Annotated in this window: 13 protein-coding genes, 1 tRNA gene and 4 pseudogenes; 7 read left to right on the top strand and 11 right to left on the bottom strand. The window is 36.2% G+C overall.

Annotated features, from left to right (window positions below; genetic code table 11):
• Positions 1 to 9 precede the first annotated feature (9 nt).
• Positions 10 to 1,053: a hypothetical protein gene (locus tag OOL03_RS06465; protein ID WP_264707339.1), complete on the bottom strand. Its 1,044-nt coding sequence runs from the start codon at positions 1,051 to 1,053 to the stop codon at positions 10 to 12.
• Positions 1,054 to 1,102: 49 nt separating this feature from the next.
• On the bottom strand, positions 1,103 to 3,688 hold the full coding sequence (gene polA, locus OOL03_RS06460) for a DNA polymerase I (RefSeq protein WP_264707338.1): 2,586 nt from the start codon (positions 3,686 to 3,688) through the stop codon (positions 1,103 to 1,105).
• Between the two features lie 279 nt (positions 3,689 to 3,967).
• Between polA and OOL03_RS06455 the strand changes: the two genes are divergently transcribed.
• The 5 genes and pseudogenes from OOL03_RS06455 (at position 3,968) to OOL03_RS07225 (ending at position 7,299) form a co-directional block, all read left to right on the top strand.
• Positions 3,968 to 4,827, top strand: a protein-coding gene (locus tag OOL03_RS06455) for an IS630 family transposase (RefSeq protein WP_264707034.1) whose coding sequence is annotated in 2 segments (ribosomal slippage) — positions 3,968 to 4,292 and positions 4,292 to 4,827 — 861 coding nt in all. Because the reading frame shifts where the segments join, the coding sequence is not laid out codon by codon here.
• 128 nt (positions 4,828 to 4,955) lie between these two features.
• Complete coding sequence (locus OOL03_RS06450; RefSeq protein WP_209472578.1) at positions 4,956 to 5,114, top strand: hypothetical protein; 159 nt, start codon at positions 4,956 to 4,958, stop codon at positions 5,112 to 5,114.
• Positions 5,099 to 5,455 (top strand): annotated as a pseudogene (locus OOL03_RS06445) (transposase); the annotation flags it as partial. The gene OOL03_RS06450 and the pseudogene OOL03_RS06445, both read left to right, overlap by 16 nt.
• Before the next feature lie 42 nt (positions 5,456 to 5,497).
• Positions 5,498 to 6,150 (top strand): annotated as a pseudogene (locus tag OOL03_RS06440) (IS630 family transposase); the annotation flags it as partial.
• A gap of 72 nt (positions 6,151 to 6,222) precedes the next feature.
• A pseudogene (locus OOL03_RS07225) lies at positions 6,223 to 7,299 on the top strand (IS3 family transposase).
• Here OOL03_RS07225 and OOL03_RS06415 read toward each other — a convergent pair.
• A protein-coding gene (locus OOL03_RS06415; RefSeq protein WP_264707034.1) for an IS630 family transposase occupies positions 7,294 to 8,153 on the bottom strand; the annotation gives its coding sequence in 2 pieces (ribosomal slippage) (positions 7,294 to 7,829 and positions 7,829 to 8,153; 861 coding nt in all). The pseudogene OOL03_RS07225 and the gene OOL03_RS06415 overlap by 6 nt on opposite strands.
• Positions 8,154 to 8,454: 301 nt before the next feature.
• Complete coding sequence (locus tag OOL03_RS06410; RefSeq protein ID WP_015589260.1) at positions 8,455 to 9,918, bottom strand: hypothetical protein; 1,464 nt, start codon at positions 9,916 to 9,918, stop codon at positions 8,455 to 8,457.
• Positions 9,919 to 10,070: 152 nt separating this feature from the next.
• Here OOL03_RS06410 and OOL03_RS07220 point away from each other — a divergent pair.
• Positions 10,071 to 10,169, top strand: a pseudogene (locus OOL03_RS07220) (WPE palindromic element domain-containing protein); the annotation flags it as partial.
• Positions 10,170 to 10,233: 64 nt separating this feature from the next.
• Here OOL03_RS07220 and OOL03_RS06400 read toward each other — a convergent pair.
• Together OOL03_RS06400 and rpmE are read right to left on the bottom strand one after the other, a co-directional pair.
• Positions 10,234 to 11,028, bottom strand: coding sequence for an NAD kinase (locus OOL03_RS06400; protein ID WP_253303647.1), 795 nt, complete (start codon positions 11,026 to 11,028; stop codon positions 10,234 to 10,236).
• A gap of 38 nt (positions 11,029 to 11,066) precedes the next feature.
• The gene (rpmE, locus tag OOL03_RS06395) at positions 11,067 to 11,270 is read right to left on the bottom strand and encodes a 50S ribosomal protein L31 (protein WP_264707336.1); all 204 of its coding nucleotides are present in this window, start codon (positions 11,268 to 11,270) and stop codon (positions 11,067 to 11,069) included.
• A gap of 128 nt (positions 11,271 to 11,398) precedes the next feature.
• Between rpmE and fabD the strand changes: the two genes are divergently transcribed.
• Positions 11,399 to 12,379 carry an ACP S-malonyltransferase gene (fabD, locus tag OOL03_RS06390; RefSeq protein ID WP_264707335.1) on the top strand — a complete coding sequence of 327 codons (981 nt, stop codon included), beginning with the start codon at positions 11,399 to 11,401 and terminating at the stop codon, positions 12,377 to 12,379.
• Between the two features lie 39 nt (positions 12,380 to 12,418).
• Here the strand turns inward: fabD and gpmI are convergent, their stop codons facing one another.
• The 5 genes from gpmI to purH all read right to left on the bottom strand — a co-directional run bounded on the left by gpmI (position 12,419) and on the right by purH (position 18,453).
• Positions 12,419 to 13,939, bottom strand: coding sequence for a 2,3-bisphosphoglycerate-independent phosphoglycerate mutase (gene gpmI / locus OOL03_RS06385; protein WP_264707334.1), 1,521 nt, complete (start codon positions 13,937 to 13,939; stop codon positions 12,419 to 12,421).
• Between the two features lie 33 nt (positions 13,940 to 13,972).
• A tRNA-Asn gene (locus OOL03_RS06380) sits at positions 13,973 to 14,044 on the bottom strand.
• 442 nt (positions 14,045 to 14,486) lie between these two features.
• Positions 14,487 to 15,346 (bottom strand): IS630 family transposase gene (locus tag OOL03_RS06375; RefSeq protein WP_264707019.1). Its coding sequence is split into 2 segments (ribosomal slippage): positions 14,487 to 15,022 and positions 15,022 to 15,346, totalling 861 coding nucleotides; the frame shifts between segments, so codons are not numbered across the junction.
• Between the two features lie 301 nt (positions 15,347 to 15,647).
• Complete coding sequence (locus OOL03_RS06370; protein ID WP_253303014.1) at positions 15,648 to 16,604, bottom strand: IS5 family transposase; 957 nt, start codon at positions 16,602 to 16,604, stop codon at positions 15,648 to 15,650.
• 337 nt (positions 16,605 to 16,941) lie between these two features.
• A complete protein-coding gene (gene purH / locus OOL03_RS06365) occupies positions 16,942 to 18,453 on the bottom strand; it encodes a bifunctional phosphoribosylaminoimidazolecarboxamide formyltransferase/IMP cyclohydrolase (protein WP_264707333.1) in 1,512 nt (503 codons plus the stop codon).
• Positions 18,454 to 18,579: the final 126 nt, after the last annotated feature.

Below are 18,579 nucleotides of genomic sequence, written 5' to 3'. Positions count from 1 at the left end.
TTACACAATTCACTTTTGGCAAACCTGAGTAGTCTTACCTTTGCTGCTCTGTGGTTCTTCCCTTCGTTTGTTTTCCTTTCTTGTCCAAGGTTGATCTTGCTGTTTGCTTTCTTCGTTTCCCCTGTTGTTTTCCTGGGAAATTTGCTCAGGAAAAGGTTGTTTTTCACTCTTTTCTTTTCCTTGGGAAATTTGTTCAGAAACAGAGGTACCTTTCTCAACTTCTGTAACTGGGGTTTTTAAAATATCATCAATGCCCTCGAGAATTTTTCCATTCAGTTTTTCTCTCTTTTCTGTATCATTTTTATCTTGTGAGTTAGGGTCATACAAAGTACCTTTTTTGTTATTTGAAAAAAGAACCTCCACTCCTCCTTTTATGGCAAATATTGTGCCGATAGCAGTAAGAACTACTCCGAGTGTAATAGGACCAAAAATTAACATTGGAATAGTGGAAAGAAGGACAGGAAAAAAGATCTTGCTTAAGAACGTTGTTACCATCTCTTCATCACTGAGTGGTGGTTCATCCTCTTCTTTCTTGTCTTTACCTAAGAATGGTATTTTTTCTTTCATCCCATCCATAAAGGAGCCAGAAATATTTTTCGGGTCTATTTTGATCCCTCCAATTAGCAGCAGCAGCATTTCCAATACAAACTTTATGGATGAATCTTTAGCTTCTGTACCGCGTATATCAGCTACACAGTCATCTACTACTTCTTTTATTTTACCATTCTTGAGATTCTCCTCATTAGCTAATTTTTTCTCTCTAATTTTCTCAAATACGGAAAGTAAAAACTGAGAAAAATTCTCTTCACTGAGTGGTTCTACATCTTCTAGCTTGACATTATTGAATATAATTTGATTCTGACTTAGCATGAAAGCGAGTACTGCCTCGTCATCTTCCTTTAATTCTTTAGGTTGTACTTTGTTTTTTAGCAATTGTATAAAGGCATCATGGATTACCTGATGTTCCTCTTTTTCAAAAATTTTCTCATCTTCGTTAGTTACCTGAGTAGGTAACTTTGGAGGTTTTGAACTTTTTACTTGTGGGCCTGTCATGGCTGACCTATTTGCATTTGCTATGTTCTATTCTAACATATTTTTCGTATTAGTTCAAATGATTTATACTCCTAGAATTCACGATGTTTAAGTCATAATTAAGGGAATTTAGACCCCAGTTGTCGCCAACTTTTATTTCTACTTCAAGTGGTACAGAAATTTCTATTGCATTTTCCATTATATCTTTCATAAGTTTTGCTGTTTCTTGTACCTTTTCGTCTTCTACTTCAACCAGTAGTTCATCGTGAACCTGGAGGATTATTTTACCTACTTTTAATTGGTCAAAAAGCTGAATCGTCGCACGTTTTATTATATCAGCGGCGGTGCCTTGCAGTGGTGCGTTTATTGCTGCCCTTTCTGCAAATTGTCTTATATAAGGAATTGTATTGTTTATGTCTCTTACAAAGCATCTCCTGCCAAACAAAGTTTCTACATAACCATGCAATCTTGCGATAGACACTGCTTTTTCCATATAGGCCTTTATTTCTGGGTAACAGGAAAAATAGTAATTAATGTATTCAGCAGCTTCCGCAATGATAATTCCAAGCCGCTTTGCAAGACCAAATGGGCTAATGCCATATATAATTCCAAAATTGATGGATTTTGCTTTGCGTCTTAATTGCTCATCTATTTCTTGCACTCCAAAAACTTGCCTAGCGGTGATCTCATGAATATCTTGTCCGTTTGCAAAAGCTTCTTTAAATGCTGCAACGTTTGCAACGTGTGCCAGGAGTCTTAACTCTATTTGTGAATAGTCAGCAGAAATTATCTTATGCCCTTTTGGCGCAATAAATGCTTGTCTGATAAGATTTCCCTCTTCGCTTCTGATAGGAATATTCTGTAAATTAGGATTGCTGGAGCTCAGCCTTCCAGTTGCAGTTGCAGTCGTTGAAAAGCTTGTGTGTATTCTACCATCAAGTGGATCAACTTGCTTTATTAATGCATCAGTGTAGGTGCCTTTTAATTTACTTAAATGTCGCCAATTTAAGATTTTACTTGCGATTTCTACCCCTTCTTCTTCGAGTGCCTCTAGAACTTCATAATTGGTGCTATACGATCCAGATTTTTTTGACTTTTTCTTTTTATTAAGCCCCATTTTGTTGAATAAAACATCACTTAATTGTTTTGGCGAAGCAATATTAAATCTTTCTCCTGCCAAATTATATATCTCATCTTCAAGCACGGCAATTACCTGCTGAAATTTATCGGACAGCTCCTGTAATTTTTGTATGTTCAGTAATATCCCATTTTTCTCCATATCAAATATTACTTTCATAAGTGGCTTATCGAAGCGCTCGTAAATTGTGAACAATTTTTCCTGAAATAACCTTTGCTTTAGCTTTTCATGAATTGCTATTAAAGTTTTTGCCGAGAAAATTTCTGCATTTTCACTCAAATTATGCGCAACTATGTTTGGAATACTGTGATCGTGTTTTCCTGTATCCAAGCTATACGACATTATCATCAAATCATCAACTGAATCTAGCATCTTCTCTACTGTAGGGAAGATTTTCCTGATTTCTTTAATGTTATGTATTATTTTAAGCGCCCCATTTGAGAGTAAAGTTGAGTTAATTATAATGAGTGCATCTTGTATGCTGTCTTGCTCTATATAAAAAATATTACTTTCGCTATAAGATAAGGAAATTTTATTTAATAAGTTGTCTTCAAAGTGGCAATGAATTGCAATTCTGCCTTCATATCTACAATGCTCCAAAAATTTCTCTAACTCTTCACTACTATATTCTATTTTCTCTTTTGTGCTAGACCCATTATAGGAAAAAAGCTTTTCCATTTTACCTATTAAAGAATTGAATTCATACTTCTTTAAAAAGGATAATAGTTTTTCCATATTTGGAGGGCGAACTTCACATTTTGCAATATCATGTTGAAGGTCTACTTTTTCGCATAGTGATAAAAGTTCTCTTGAAATTAGCGCTTTTTCCTTATGTTCAGCAAGAATATTACGAATCCTCGTTTGCTCGATGTTATCAATGTTCTCTATAATATTATTCAATGAATCAAATTCATCTAGTAATTTAGCTGCAGTCTTCGGACCTATTCCCGGAACGCCTGGAATGTTGTCAGATGCATCACCAGTTAGAGAAAATAAATCAAGAAGCTTGTGTGAGTTTACGCCAAATTTTTCTATTACTTGTTTTTCATCTATATATATATTTTTAATGGGGTCGAATATTAAAATATTGTGGTTCAAGAGTTGAAATAAATCTTTATCTGATGAAACGACTACCACTTTAAAGTCTTGGTGGTTGGCGTATTTTGCAGCTAGTGTTGCAATTATATCATCTGCTTCATAACCTTCAATCTCTTCATAGCTGAGGTTAAAAGCTTCTACCGCTTCCCTCAGTATGGTGAACTGTGGAGTTAGATCCTCAGGAGGCGTTACTCTGTTCGCTTTGTACTCAGGATATAAATTGTGCCTAAAATTCTTTTTCCCTGCATCAAGTGCTATAGTTAAGTAGTCCGAATGGGCAATGTACTTAAGAACCATATTCAGAAAGCCATATACACCACCTATTGGCATTCCTGTTGTGGTAATTAAGTGAGGTAGTACATAGTAAGCTCTGAAAAGAAAACCATAGCCATCGATGATTGTGAAAGTTTTTTCTTTCATTGTAGATATTTATGCGTGCTTTTGATGGTCCACTATTTAGCTGAGAAAATCAAGTTTTTGTTTTTCTGCTTTTGAGCGTTGTAAGAGATTTTACCGAAAATAGCATTCATGATGGGGATGTACACATATGACCTTACCCAGAAAAAGTGGAGAGAAAGTGTGGAATGTTTTTTACAAAAAGAATGATGCATCAAATTGTTCTGGAATGCAATAGTTATAGCTCTTTCGATAAAAGTCCGGATGTGATAGGATAAGGATAGATGATGATAAGGAGGTTGAATGCCAGCAGCATATAGTTATGATTTAAGAAAAAAAGCAATGGAAGCGCTAGACGAAGGAGAAAGCAGAGAAACAGTGGCAGCAAGATTTAAGATTGGACGAACTACTTTATGGGAGTGGCAGCAAAGAAGAAAAGAAACAGGAGACTTTCAATCAAAAAAACTTGGAAATGGGGGTTACAATCACAAAATTACCGACTGGGATACCTTTGCCAAATTTGCCAGAGAACACGGAGGAAAGACTCTATCGGAAATGGCTAAACTTTGGAACAACGTTAGTATCCAAACGATCTATCGAGCCCTTAAAAAAATTGGATTTACGCGCAAAAAAAGACATATGGATACAAGGAAAGAAACGAAGAAAAACGTGCTGAATTTTTGAAAATTATAGCGACAAAAGAACCTAAAAACTTAGTGTATATAGATGAGTCTGGCATTGATAACACCGAAGACTACCCCTACGGATATTGCCAGAAAGGACAGCGGTTTTATGCCTTAAAATCTGGAAAGAAAACTCAACGAATCAGTATGGTTGCAGCCTTAAGTGGAAGAAAGATAGTTGTTCCGTTAACCTTTGAAGGCCACTGTAATATGGATGTTTTTAATGGATGGTTTGAGCAATTTTTGACACCGATCTTGGAACCTGGACAGACTGTCATTCTTGACAATGCTACTTTTCATAAGTCTGATAAGATTATCGAGCTTGCTAAAGGGGTTGGTGCAGAAATTTTGTATCTGCCGCCTTATTCTCCAGATTTCAACAAAATTGAGCATCATTGGTTTGCTATAAAAAACAGAGCCAGGAAAAACATTCCTCTATTCGAATCCTTTCTTCGTGCTGTTGATTCTGCCTTCCTATGACCTGTTTGGACTATTATGAGAAATGCTATAATTAGCCAACCACGGGGCTTCTTTTGCCTTTTTTTTCGTTTGGTAAATTCCTTAATATTTATAGCTAAGAGAGCCCAAGAGAGGTGTCATTCCAGCGCGTGACGCTGGAATCCCAAAAAAAGGATGATGTCATCCCAGTGCGTGACACTGGGATGGCTTTGTTGCATCGCTCAAGTGAAAAGAACTGGCAGTTACTGACAAAATTCATTATAAATAGCCATTTAACTGTTGAAGAAAAAATATGCCACAAAAAATGAGAGTCAGTAACTGCCATGAATATAACAAATTTCTCCAAGAAAGAGGAAGCATTTTTTGTTATATCAATGACGCCATAGAAAATTGGTACGAGAATTGTCCAAAAATGCAGGGCGGCAACTATATTTATAGTGATAAAGTTGTGATTTTGGTGCATATAATCGTCAGTTTCTTTAGAATTGGTTTAAGACAAACAGTCGGGTTTATAAAAGGGTATTTGCAACAAATAGGAAGAGATTTGGCAGTTATCAGCTATTCACAAGCATCAAGAAGGTTTAAGAAACTTAATATTAAGATAAATGATTGCAGAATTGATAAAAATATAGCTCTTTCGATAAAAGTCCGGATGTGATAGGATAAGGATAGATGATGATAAGGAGGTTGAATGCCAGCAGCATATAGTTATGATTTAAGAAAAAAAGCAATGGAAGCGCTAGACGAAGGAGAAAGCAGAGAAACAGTGGCAGCAAGATTTAAGATTGGACGAACTACTTTATGGGAGTGGCAGCAAAGAAGAAAAGAAACAGGAGACTTTCAATCAAAAAAACTTGGAAATGGGGGTTACAATCACAAAATTACCGACTGGGATACCTTTGCCAAATTTGCCAGAGAACACGGAGGAAAGACTCTATCGGAAATGGCTAAACTTTGGAACAACGTTAGTATCCAAACGATCTATCGAGCCCTTAAAAAAATTGGATTTACGCGCAAAAAAAGACATATGGATACAAGGAAAGAAACGAAGAAAAACGTGCTGAATTTTTGAAAATTATAGCGACAAAAGAACCTAAAAACTTAGTGTATATAGATGAGTCTGGCATTGATAACACCGAAGACTACCCCTACGGATATTGCCAGAAAGGACGGCGGTTTTATGCCTTAAAATCTGGAAAGAAAACTCAACGAATCAGTATGGTTGCAGCCTTAAGTGGAAGAAAGATAGTTGTTCCGTTAACCTTTGAAGGCCACTGTAATATGGATGTTTTTAATGGATGGTTTGAGCAATTTTTGACACCGATCTTGGAACCTGGACAGACTGACCTTACCCAGAAAAAGTGGAGAGAAAGAAAAGAGTTTTTTTGGGTAAAATAAAATTTTGGAGGATTAGAAATGGTAAGAGAATATACAGCAGAATTCAAATTGGAAGCTGTTAAACTGGCAAATGAACAAAGAAAGGCAGGTCAAACAATTACAAAAACAGCAAAGGATTTAGGAATAAAGGGTGGTTTATTAGGAAAATGGATAAAGAAACACAACGAAAAAAAGTCGGCAGCAGATGCATTTCCAGGTAGAGGTAACATGGCTCCTTACGACAAAGAGAGGTTTGATTTACAAAGCAAGAGTAACAAGGGAAAGAGACATTTAAAAAAAAGCCCTGGCCAGTCAAAAAGAGTAAAATATTTTTTTATATAGTAACTGCTATAAAGTACAGGAATTATGTAGGATTTTCTGCTAGTGGCTACTATAAGTGGACCACAAGAAAAATAAGCAGTAGAGAATCAGCAAATAAAGAGCTACTCGAAGCTATTCAAAAAATATATCAAGCTTCTAAATGTAGATATGGAGCTCCTAAAATTCATGCTGAATTGAAGGCTTTGGGTAAAAGTTGCAATTTGAAAACGGTGCAAAGTATTATGCAGAAAAATGACATCAGGGCTATACTGAGAAGAAAGTTTAAAATTAAAAAACAACAAACAGATAATAGAGCTGTAGCTCCCAATATACTAGATCAAAACTTTATTGTTGATCAACCAAATAAAGTATGGGATTACTTACATCAAAACCAAGGAGGGATGGCTATATTTGGCAGCAATAATTCTCACGTATGGTAGTTAATGAGTAGTGCAATAAATAAACAATTGGTTATGAACTCTTTATTAATGGCCATTAATAGGCGTAAACCTGTTAAAAATCTACTGCTGCACAGTGACCAAGGTTCACAATATACTGCGCAAGGGTATCAATATCTCTTAGCTGTAAAGAATATAGATGAGTAATAAAGGCTGTTGTTACGACAATTCTGTTGCAGAAAGCTTCTTTAGCTCATTGAAAAGAGAAATACTTATTGATACTTCACAACACTCTGCTCAACAAACTAGAACTGCAATATTTGAATACATAGAAATTTTTTATAACAAACAACGTCACTATTATAGCATTTCTCATAATAGTCCAAACAGGTCATAGGAAGGCAGAATCAACAGCACGAAGAAAGGATTCGAATAGAGGAATGTTTTTCCTGGCTCTGTTTTTTATAGCAAACCAATGATGCTCAATTTTGTTGAAATCTGGAGAATAAGGCGGCAGATACAAAATTTCTGCACCAACCCCTTTAGCAAGCTCGATAATCTTATCAGACTTATGAAAAGTAGCATTGTCAAGAATGACAGTCTGTCCAGGTTCCAAGATCGGTGTCAAAAATTGCTCAAACCATCCATTAAAAACATCCATATTACAGTGGCCTTCAAAGGTTAACGGAACAACTATCTTTCTTCCACTTAAGGCTGCAACCATACTGATTCGTTGAGTTTTCTTTCCAGATTTTAAGGCATAAAACCGCTGTCCTTTCTGGCAATATCCGTAGGGGTAGTCTTCGGTGTTATCAATGCCAGACTCATCTATATACACTAAGTTTTTAGGTTCTTTTGTCGCTATAATTTTCAAAAATTCAGCACGTTTTTCTTCGTTTCTTTCCTTGTATCCATATGTCTTTTTTTGCGCGTAAATCCAATTTTTTTAAGGGCTCGATAGATCGTTTGGATACTAACGTTGTTCCAAAGTTTAGCCATTTCCGATAGAGTCTTTCCTCCGTGTTCTCTGGCAAATTTGGCAAAGGTATCCCAGTCGGTAATTTTGTGATTGTAACCCCCATTTCCAAGTTTTTTTGATTGAAAGTCTCCTGTTTCTTTTCTTCTTTGCTGCCACTCCCATAAAGTAGTTCGTCCAATCTTAAATCTTGCTGCCACTGTTTCTCTGCTTTCTCCTTCGTCTAGCGCTTCCATTGCTTTTTTTCTTAAATCATAACTATATGCTGCTGGCATTCAACCTCCTTATCATCATCTATCCTTATCCTATCACATCCGGACTTTTATCGAAAGAGCTATAACTATTGCATTCCAGAACAATTTGATGCATCATTCTTTTTGTAAAAAACATTCCACACTTTCTCTCCACTTTTTCTGGGTAAGGTCAGTCAGCTACTTGGATGACAGGGGAGGTGCTACCCTGACAATCGTCATCCCGCTACGTGTTAGCGGGATCTAGAGATACCGCGAATGAATCGCGGTATGACGGTCTGCGGCGGTATGACGTAGGGCTGCACTAGCTATATCATGCATTTTATTAACCGACACTATAAACAACATCCTTACAATTATGAGATTGAACCACAACTTGCTCAAGCGTTAAGCTGCTGCGTTTAGCGTCTTTACCGTGGTTTTCCCCAAGAACATTTGTTCTTTCGTGTTTTATTTCTTCAATGAATTTCTTGTTAACGCTTTCAGGGTCAATCTTTTCCTGCGAATATATAAGATTAGTGCAATTTGTTTTTCTATAATAATGTATGCCAAAACCCACAATGAGTAATGCAAGTATACCAGAACCTATAAGTAATGATAATCCTATGTTATTAGTCAAAGGGTTTTGGTAAAATTTTTGTACACCATTAACACCATGTGTTGCAAGTAGCCCTAGAGGAAACGCTATATTTGCAGCAACTACACCAGTAAATAATGCAGTAAATATTGGTCTGTCGTTAATTACTGATTTTATTTTATTAGTTCTAGTAATTACTTTTTCGTCAATGTTAGTGAAGCCTTGTTTAGCTTCCCAAGCATTAAGTACAAAATTTGAATGAGTGCCATTGCTATATTCCAGTCTTACAGATTTTATAGCTTTATCTTTTGGCTGGTGCTCCAACACCTCAGCTAAAATTTTATCCGCATCTTTTTTTTGAATGGAATGTTCTTCAGTATCTATAAATTGCCTTGTTGCAAAAAATATTGGACCAATTGCAAGCAATGCAGCAAGTGCGATAACTGGTATAGTGATATATTTTGGGCTGTTTGTAAAAAATGCAATAAATTTTGCTTTATCTTGTAAATATAATAAAGCTGCAGATATACTGAGTATAATAGCACTTGCACCAAAAATTATAAAACCCTTCTGCTGCATGGCATACTTTGCTCTTGGCAAGAATCTGTTTGTTTTTTTATTTGTTGTGCTACCTATATCAGAATTTAGTGACAAAGACTCTTCAGAGTCATCTTTGCTTTTATACGATGGTAAAGTATTTGAAGACGCACCTAAATCATCTTTTGAGTTTTGACCACCTATTCCACTGTCTAAACTCTTTTTCGAAGATTTTGCATTTGGGTCTATAGCTGCATAAATATGTTCTTCTGATCCATTACCAGATAATCCTCCTAAACCTAAACTTGCTGTTTGTGATACCCAATCATGAGTCTCACCTTTTGTTTCTTCTAGGGAAGGAGGTAGTACTTCAGTACTAAGACCAAACAAATTTTTGTCTTCTTTGTCTTGTAAACCTGGAGCTTTTGGCAAAATCGGTGGTGCTCCATCACCATCTTTTTGTCGATTTACAGATGCATAAGTAGGATCCACTTCCTCATCATCTGATTCTTCATGTGACATTCCCTGCACACGTGGTACTACATTCAGTACACTTGAGATAGCATTTCCTGCTTCTTCAGGCGATGGTGGATCTTTTAGTGTTATCTTGCTATTGTCACCTGTTTGTTCGTAAGAAGTTAATTTTACTGTTGATTTTTCGACTGACCCATGCATATTCACTCCAAAGTTAATTACTATGCTGCATTGATTACGCTATAGTTATTAAGATGTAGTAAATACCAATTTACAGATAATGTATCTGTTTAGCAGAGTGGCAAAATAAGGTAGACGAGAAAAGACAACTATAGGAACAAATGGGTGTCATCCCAGTGCCCAGACACTTGGATCCAGAAAATTTGATTGTGTACTATACAACATTTTTGATCAAAAGCTGGATTCCAGTGTCAAGCACTGGAATGACATCACAGGGGCACTGGAATTTTTGTTTCAATATTTGTACATTAGCCATGTATCTGAACAGATACATTATTAGTATAGAAATTGTCTATCAAAGATCCTTTCATTCAGAGGGTAATCTTTGTCAAAAAGCAAAGTTATTGTGTTTTCGTGGTCTTTTTGTATTTTTATCTGTGATATATTATGAAACTCCTTGTAATCTGATACTACAAGTGCTGGACGGTTTTTTGTGTCGTTAATGTCAATTTGTACGATTGTATCGTTTGATATTAACGCTCCATTCCAATGCCTTGGGTAATAGCTATTGATAGAAGTGAGTGCAAGTAAATTTGAATTTAGCGGCAAGATTGGGCCACCGGCAGAGAAGTTGTATGCAGTGCTGCCTGTGGGGGTAGATAATATTACTCCGTCCCCTCTAAATTTTTCTACTTTTAGCTTATCATTAATAGTAATATTCATCTCTACTATTTGGTTCGCTTTTCTAAAAACGTATACTTCGTTTACTGCTATGTAATGATATCTCTTGCCACTTGTGTCTGTTGCTTCCATTTTTAGCAAAGTTAACTGAGTTGAAGTTGCATGCTCTATATGATCAATTAAATCTTCACTGCAGCTAAAGCATTTATTCATCAAAAACCCAACATTGCCAGTGTTTACTCCGTATACGTGTGTGTTTTTGTTTTCTATAACGTAATTATGTAAGGTGCGTAGCATAAAGCCATCACCGCCAATAACTATCAATAGATCGATTTCGGACTTATTTTCTTCTGTTATATTGATAAAATTAAGTTTCTTTAATAGTTTAGATACTTCCTGGGACTTTGGTGATGGAGAAGCAACATAGCCTATATTTTTGTATTTATGCATGCTTCAGTAAACTCTCTAAAACTTAAAGAGGAGGAAAATTAGAAAATGCTTCCATATTTATCGTTAAACTTAGCTAATTTGCTAGTTTTACTTGCTGACTCGCTTGTCAAACTTCCAGTCCATGCAGGGTGAGTAAGAGGATCTCTATCAAGCTTTACCCTGTCTCCCTCCTTTCCATAAGTGGAACGAGTTTCAAACTCTTGACCGTCTGTCATAACTATAATAATTTTATGATAATTCATTGTTGCTTATAAACTTTTAGTCAGTTAATATTCTAGTGAACTTAATTCACTAAGTCAATCATTATTCTAAAATATTGACAAAAAATAGATAAAATGTTATACTCAATAGGGAATAAATAATAGTTATCATGATTTTCGCTTTCCCTGGTCAGGGCTCTCAGTTTGTAGGAATGGGAAGGAGCTTATATAGTGAGTTTTCCGTTGCAAGACAAGTATTTAATGAAGTAGATAGCATATTGGGTAGAAAGCTGTCTCATTTAATCTTCAACGGTCCTATTGAAGAATTAACCATTACAGAAAACGCTCAGCCAGCTATAATGGCAGTATCAATTGCAATGCTACGTGTTATGGAGCATGTGTTTGGCAAATCTCTTTTCACTGATCACAATGTTAAATATGTTTGTGGGCATTCAGTTGGCGAATATACAGCGCTGTGTGCTGCAGGAGCGTTAACGCTTGAGTCTGCAATCAAGCTGCTGAAAGTTCGCAGCGAAGCAATGCATGAAGCTTCACTGAAATGTAAAGGCGGAATGGTTGCGTTGCTTGGAGCAGAGATAAATGAAGTGGAAGATATATTGAAATCAGTTCAAATTGACGGAATTTGTGAAATTGCAAACGATAACGGTGGCGGACAAGTGGTTATAAGTGGCACTAGAGAAGCTCTTGAAATGTTACCCGATTTATTCAAAAACTCGAGTGTGAGGAAACTAATTAAATTACAGGTTAGTGGGCCTTTTCATTCATCTCTTATGAAACCTGCTGATGAAAAAGTTTTGGAGTTTTTGAAGGGTATTAAAATAACCCGTCCTATAGTTCCTTTGATATCAAATGTTACAGCTAAAGAGGAGAGTGATCCCAAAGTTATAAAAACTTTACTCGCCAAGCAAGTTGTAAGCAGAGTGAAATGGAGAGAAATGGTTTTGTATATGTCAAGCTGTGGCATTAACAAATTTGTTGAAATTGGCCCTAATAAAGTTTTATCTAATTTGGTCAAAAGAATTGACCAATCTATCAGTACAAAAAATATAGATAGTATTGGTGATATTGACAGCTTCTTTAATGAATCATTAGTACTAACAGCGAAAAATTTAAAAGTTGGATTAAGTTAAAACACATCTATTTGATGTCATTCCGGTGCATAACGCTGCCTAGCTGGAATGACAGAGGGTAATGCAAGAAATCAACGAACTGCCTGTCATTTCGTTTGGTTTTTTAATTCCAAGTAGCTGTAAAATAGTAGGGGCAATGTCAGATAACCTTCCGTCTCTTAGTTTTAGATTATCGCAAGACACAATAAATGGCACTTTATTTAGAGTGTGTGCTGTATGAGGTGTATTATTTTCTTCATCGAACATACATTCCACGTTACCATGGTCTGCAGTAACAATTAATGCGGTGTTGCTTGACTTTTTAACAGCATTCAGCACTTTCGCAAGACAATCATCTACAGCTAGCACAGCTTTCTCGGCTGCTTTTATATTACCTGTATGCCCTACCATATCAGGATTAGCGTAATTTACAACTATCAGTGCGAATTCTTGGGAGTGAATTTTTTCTACAAGCTTTTCTGTGAGCTCGAAGGCTGACATTTCGGGCTGCAAATCGTAAGTTTGAACTTTTGGTGAGGGAATGAGTATTCTTTCTTCACCAGAGAAAGGTTCTTCTTTTCCACAATTGAAAAAGAAAGTCACATGAGCGTATTTCTCGGTTTCGGCGATACGTAATTGTCGTAATTTATTGTCTTCTATTGTTTGTCCTAGAGTATCAGCGAAAGAAGTAGGAGGAAAAATATAAGGAGTTTTGAGATCTTCTTTATACTTCATCATACTTAAAATTGAAGAGAATTTTGCTACCTTAGCGTAATCTGTTTTGCCAAGCAAAATACTTGCTAATTGTATCATTCGATCAGCACGAAAGTTAGCCAACAGCACTCCATCTTCTGGTTTTATACCTTGATAGTCACCTATTACTGCGGGCCTAATAAACTCATCAGTTATGTTATTTTGATAATTTTCATCAATCAACGATACTGCATTATCATGACAAGGTGCCTTTGCAAATGCGATAGCCTCATAAGCTTCGATTGTTCTCTTCCACCTGTTGTCACGGTCCATAGCATAGTAACGCCCAGAAACAGTAGCAATTCTTGTGTCATTTCCCTTTATACTCTTTGTAAATTCTTGAATGCATTTTTTTCCTGAATTTGGCAATGTGTCTCTGCCATCTAAAAATGCATGTATCACCACTTTTATTCCATGCTGTGATATTTTATTTGCTAAAGTTGAAATATGCTTTTGATGCGAATGAACACCACCATCGGACACCAATCCCATTATATGGCATACTCCGTTCTTACTTTTTAGATCATTAATAAAACTTTGTAGATTTACATTGTTTTCTATTGTTCCAATCTCTTGATTAATGCGCTGAAGGCTTTGCATTACTACTCTACCACTGCCAATATTCATATGGCCAACTTCTGAATTACCTATTTGACCACCAGGTAACCCCACATCAGCTCCACAGGCGGATAAACTGCATTTTGGATAATTAGAGCTAATATATTGCCAACAGGGTGGATTTGCGTTGCTAATAGCATTGTATTTACTGTTTTCTACTCCATTTCCCCAGCCATCTAGTATACATAAAACGACTGATTTAATGCCCATATAAAATCAACACTAAAATTCAACAGAGAAGAGCTCCCCGGGCCGGATTCGAACCAGCGACCAATTGGTTAACAGCCAACTGCTCTACCACTGAGCTACCGAGGAATAAACCGTTTTTAATTTACCATGTTGAACGTTGGTTGTAAACGTTTTTTGTGTAGACTTTAAGTCCAACTGGTCACAGAAACGAAAAAACTTACTTGACAAACTCCGCCAGCCCTCTTATCATGAAACTGAAGCTATTTATTTATCTTCGCAATCTGTGCAGGTTAATGACAAAAAACTTAGGGTATTTGGCGTCTCATGTTTAATTTTTCGCACTACGTGCATCGCATGTCTTTAAAAATTTTTAGGTTTTTACCTATATAAGCCGAAACGCGCTTACAAAGCGTTTAAGACAGCAAAAAACGTCAAATTGACAAGGGAGAATTTGAATGCTAGCTACTACGGGGTTTCTTTGCCTTTTTTCCTGCTTAGTAAATTTCTTAAACACTTGCGGTGTAGGTTAGTTGCAAGTTATAGCATTTCTCATAATAGTCCAAACAGGTCATAGGAAGGCAGAATCAACAGCACGAAGAAAGGATTCGAATAGAGGAATGTTTTTCCTGGCTCTGTTTTTTATAGCAAACCAATGATGCTCAATTTTGTTGAAATCTGGAGAATAAGGCGGCAGATACAAAATTTCTGCACCAACCCCTTTAGCAAGCTCGATAATCTTATCAGACTTATGAAAAGTAGCATTGTCAAGAATGACAGTCTGTCCAGGTTCCAAGATCGGTGTCAAAAATTGCTCAAACCATCCATTAAAAACATCCATATTACAGTGGCCTTCAAAGGTTAACGGAACAACTATCTTTCTTCCACTTAAGGCTGCAACCATACTGATTCGTTGAGTTTTCTTTCCAGATTTTAAGGCATAAAACCGCCGTCCTTTCTGGCAATATCCGTAGGGGTAGTCTTCGGTGTTATCAATGCCAGACTCATCTATATACACTAAGTTTTTAGGTTCTTTTGTCGCTATAATTTTCAAAAATTCAGCACGTTTTTCTTCGTTTCTTTCCTTGTATCCATATGTCTTTTTTTGCGCGTAAATCCAATTTTTTTAAGGGCTCGATAGATCGTTTGGATACTAACGTTGTTCCAAAGTTTAGCCATTTCCGATAGAGTCTTTCCTCCGTGTTCTCTGGCAAATTTGGCAAAGGTATCCCAGTCGGTAATTTTGTGATTGTAACCCCCATTTCCAAGTTTTTTTGATTGAAAGTCTCCTGTTTCTTTTCTTCTTTGCTGCCACTCCCATAAAGTAGTTCGTCCAATCTTAAATCTTGCTGCCACTGTTTCTCTGCTTTCTCCTTCGTCTAGCGCTTCCATTGCTTTTTTTCTTAAATCATAACTATATGCTGCTGGCATTCAACCTCCTTATCATCATCTATCCTTATCCTATCACATCCGGACTTTTATCGAAAGAGCTATAAAAGCAGCTAAATCGCTCTTAATCAAGCGTTTTAGAATAAAAAAAACGCCGATATTTTAGTACATAGTAAATAGCCAACCACCACGGGGCTTCTTTTGCCTTTTTTTTCGTTTGGTAAATTTCTTAATGTTTATGGCTAAAGATTGCACGAATGTTGCAATTACAAAAGCGTTTCTACTAGGAGGGTGTCATGGCTTTGTTGCATCACACTTTATGAGATGGTGATTTATGGTAAATTCATGTAACTATCTCAAATTTAGCCATACCAATATCAGTGAATTTATTAAGCAAATAGCATTTGATTAGCAGTTCTTTTTCTCGATTTATCTCAGATTTATTCCTAAAACTAAATCCGAATATTTGCTTTAATCTTGAGAAAAACCCTTCAATATAAGATCTTTTCCCATAATTTACTTCTTTTTTCCATTCTTTCATGCCATCTTCACCGTATAATTTTATTAACCTAATAGCAGCATTCCTGTCAGACATATAATCTATTTCTGGATGTTCTGCCGCATTGTTTATTGGTGGAATTTTTGTCTTTATATCATATTTGTTACACAACTTATAAAACTTGTGCCTATCACATGCTCTATCTGCATATAGTGCTTTTATGGCATGCTGAAAATCAACTTCTTTTAGCAAATCACAAGCTCCATAGTGATCAGAGTAGACACCGTTACTGTATTTTACAGCTATGGCTTTTTTGTTGTTTATATTCAACATTACGTGCAATTTTCTCGTTTGCTCATAGCCACGATATTTTCTGTCAGTGCTATTTTCCTTGCTGTGACCAGGAGTGTTGTTGTATATACTAATTCCTGTACTGTCTATAGCAATTTCGATATCTTCCATATTATTTTTATCAATTCTGCAATCATTTATCTTAATATTAAGTTTCTTAAACCTTCTTGATGCTTGTGAATAGCTGATAACTGCCAAATCTCTTCCTATTTGTTGCAAATACCCTTTTATAAACCCGACTGTTTGTCTTAAACCAATTCTAAAGAAACTGACGATTATATGCACCAAAATCACAACTTTATCACTATAAATATAGTTGCCGCCCTGCATTTTTGGACAATTCTCGTACCAATTTTCTATGGCGTCATTGATATAACAAAAAATGCTTCCTCTTTCTTGGAGAAATTTGTTATATTCATGGCAGTTACTGACTCTCATTTTTTGTGGCATATTTTTTCTTCAACAGTTAAATGGCTATTTATAATGAATTTTGTCAGTAACTGCCAGTTCTTTTCACTTGAGCGATGCAACAAAGCCGGGTGTCATCCCAGTGTCAGCTACTCGGATGACATTACAGGGGGCGCTGGGATGACATCATAGGGGCGCTGGAATGACATCATAGGGGGCTACTTGGCTGACAACCGTCATCCCGCTACGTGTTAGCGGGATCTCTTGTTAGCGCCGCGGCGGTATATTTGTCATCCCGCTAGCGGGATCTATGTTGAGAGATACCGCGAATGAATCGCGTTATGACGGTTTGTGGCGGTATGACGATAAGACACAAAGCCTAATGGAAAAAACTGCGAACGCCAGTGAAAAACATAGCAATTTTATTTTCATTTGCAGCTTTTATCACATCTTGATCTTTCAGCGAGCCGCCGGGCTGAATTATAGCTGTAATCCCATGTTTTGCGCTTTCTACTATGCTATCTGGAAATGGGAAAAATGCATCTGAAGCAAGCACCGCACCTTTACATTTTTCACCTGCTTTTTTCACTGCAATGTTAACACTATCTATTCTGCTTGTTTGTCCTGCACCGATGCCAATAGCACAACCATCTTTTGCTATAACTATTGCGTTGGATTTCACATGCTTACATATTTTCCAGGCAAAAATAAGATCTTTTTTTTCTTTTTCTGTTGTAGTGCATTCTGTTACTTGTTCTGCTTTTATCTTGTGATCATTATTTTCTTGCACCAAAAACCCGCCAACAACGTTTTTAATTTGGTATTTCACATTTTGTTGGAAAGATTTATGAATAATCACTCTTAAATTTTTCTTTCTTTGTAAAATTTTTAGCGCCTCATTGTTTACTGATGGTGCTATCACAACTTCCAAAAATATCTCGTTTAATTTTTCTGCTAGCCTTAAATCTATCTCCCGATTTAAGGCAACTATACCACCAAAACTGCTTACTTCATCACACGATAGGGCCTTTTCATATGCCTCCAAAGCATTATCACCAACAGCAGCGCCACACGGGTTATTGTGCTTTATTATCACTGCTGCAGGTTCTTCGAATTCAGAAGTTATGTTAAGTGCGGATTCTATATCTACTATATTATTATAACTCAACTCTTTTCCATGTAGTTTTTCCAACGGATATTCTGTAAATTGATTACTATAAAATGCAGCTTTTTGATGAGGGTTTTCACCATACCTTAATTCTTGTGCTTTATGCCCATATAGTGCGAAAAACTCTGGCAACTCATTATTTTTAATCTGGGATAAAAACCAACTGTGAATATTAGAATCGTAGTGTGCAGTGAGAGCAAATGCTTTGGTTGCTAAATATTTTCTATATTCCAATGTTGTTTCATTGTTATTTTTTATCATCTCAGCTTTTAGTGCTTCGTAGTCTTGAATGCTAGAAATAACTGAAGTAAAACGAAAGTTTTTTGCTGCAGCTCTAATTAACGCCACTCCGCCGATATCAATTTGTTCTATAATTTGCTCTTCATTTGAGCCGCTACTTACTGTCTCCCAAAATGGGTATAGGTTAGTTATAAGCAGGTCTATTGGCTCAATACCTAGATTTTGTATTTCCGTTTTGTGTTTTTCTCTATTGCAAAGTATTCCTCCATGAATTTTAGGGTGTAAAGTTTTTACTCTACCACCCAGTATCTCTGGAAATTGTGTGTAATCTGAGACCTCTTGTGTTTTTATTCCTGCACTAGATAGCGTTTTATAAGTATTTCCCGTTGAAAGAATTTCTATTTGTTGCTGCATTAAAAACGATGCAAGATCAATTATATTCGTTTTATCGTATACTGATATTAAAGCTCTTTTTATTTTCATTTTTATATGGAAAGTTTTTTAAAATTATATCTAAGAAAAAGGAATTTGTCTATATATAGCTACTACGTCATACCGCCACGGTATCCACAACTGTACGAACATTGTGATACAAGAGACCAAGAAAGA

Source organism: Wolbachia endosymbiont (group A) of Acrocera orbiculus (assembly GCF_947250015.1).
GTDB classification, from domain to species: Bacteria; Pseudomonadota; Alphaproteobacteria; order Rickettsiales; family Anaplasmataceae; genus Wolbachia; species Wolbachia pipientis.
The sequence above is the reverse complement of the archived record's forward strand: the minus strand, read 5'-3'. Positions and strand labels throughout refer to the sequence as shown.